1 protein-coding gene is annotated in these 1,656 nt (G+C 41.4%); it reads right to left on the bottom strand.

The window, feature by feature from the left end; genetic code table 11:
• Positions 1-86: 86 nt before the first annotated feature.
• On the bottom strand, positions 87-1,610 hold the full coding sequence (locus JMA39_RS21080) for an ISNCY family transposase (protein ID WP_202723843.1): 1,524 nt from the start codon (positions 1,608-1,610) through the stop codon (positions 87-89).
• Positions 1,611-1,656 lie beyond the last annotated feature (46 nt).

Raw genomic sequence — 1,656 nt, 5'->3', positions numbered from 1 at the left:
TGTCATTACTAGGGGAAATTGACGGGATAAATACCAGTCAAAATTGTCGTAGTAGTACAGTCTACCCCCACCACTAATAATTTGCATCACACATCGATATTCAATGCTTGCGATCTCTTGAGTCGGAGCGCCTTAGTATTAAGCTGTTCTCTCTTCCAAATGTTTTGAATAGTAGAGCTACTAACGCTGATGTCATGCTCTTGTTTGAGACTTTTCATTAGTTGCAAAGCATTGGTATGCGGATCTTCTAGTGTCAGTTCGATTATTTTGTTCTCTGTGCTTTCTGGGATACTATTTTTACTGCGCTTTAAGGGTTTATTGATCCGCTTTAAACCAATCGGCCCCTCAGCTTCTAATACCTGTTGGTAGGTATAAATACTTTGACGTGAACAACCGATAATCCTGGCTGCTTTAGCAATGCTACCCAATTGCTGAGCAAGCTCTACAGCCTCGATTTTTCGTTGAACCTCCATCCCATACTCATGAGTTTTTCGTGGTTCAACAAGCTCTGTGATATCTAGTCTACGGTGGCCGAAATATGCTGAGAAGGTTCCATCAAACTGACAGCGGATTTCTACTTTCTGATTTTCTATGGAATAGCGAATTGGGGAGTCGATAACATACATTTTGTTGTCGAAGCTAAAGGTATGGTCACGTCGTATTGTGCGATATTCTTTCTGTACGCAAATCGCATTTAAGTCTAACTCTGGAGGTAATGGTTTGAAGGCAGAGCTAATCGTTTTGGATTGAACCGTGATATTTTTATCCCAATAGTTAGGAATAAACGTCCCTTGTAAGTAACTATTCGCAGCGTCCATATCTGTAATGCCGTGTAGCCTGAGTTCGGGAACAAGACGGTCTTGAAAGGTATCGAAGGAACGTTCAATTCGTCCTTTTCCCTGTGGAGAGTTAGCAAAGATAATTTCAATACCGAGCTCTTCACAGGCACGCTGCATTTGCGAAAAATTACTGCGTTTAGGGCCGCCAAAAATCCCCGCCCTGTCGACATATAAGGTTTTAAAGATCCCGCGCTTTTCGATATAAGCTTTCATAACTCTCATACAGCCCTCAGTTGTTTCAGAAGGGAAAAACTCGGCATGTATATCACTGGTAGCGTCATCTACCATAGCGATTAAACAGGACTTTTCTTCCCCAAACCAGCGATGAGGGCTACCATCCATTTGAAGCATTAGACCTGGTGATTCCATACGTGGTCGGTACTTTCTGACACGGCTTCTACGACGTTTAGCGCGTTTCACATGATGAATATCATGTGCCCACGAACGTAAGGTCTCACGCTTGATAGAAATGCCTTCATTCTTCTCCAGCAACTCAGCTAAGTGCTGTAAATTGAAATCGTAATACTTGGTTTGTATAAGATTTTGAACTTCTTCTTTGAGCGAGTTAGCAATTTTATTAACTGGAGAGCGGCCTTTATTACCATGAATAACAAATCGAATACCTTCTTTACGGTAGCGATTTAGATATCTTTCGACCGTCCTTCTAGACTTATTGAGCAGTGTAGTAGCACTAGTAATGCTGATCCTTCCATCGATAACCTTACAAATAATATCGACAGTGAATTGGGATTGGGAGTCCATGTAAAACATCCTTAGTGCCCTCTGAATTTTGAATTTATTTATTCAGAAGACACAA

This window comes from Shewanella schlegeliana (genome assembly GCF_016765635.1).
Taxonomy (GTDB): Bacteria; Pseudomonadota; Gammaproteobacteria; order Enterobacterales; family Shewanellaceae; genus Shewanella; species Shewanella schlegeliana.
The sequence above is the reverse complement of the archived record's forward strand: the minus strand, read 5'-3'. Positions and strand labels throughout refer to the sequence as shown.

Bases quoted from the DNA above. Each gene is read 5' to 3' on its own strand.
- JMA39_RS21080 (WP_202723843.1), bottom strand. From the start codon at position 1,610: ATGTTTTACATGGACTCCCAATCCCAATTCACTGTCGATATTATTTGT.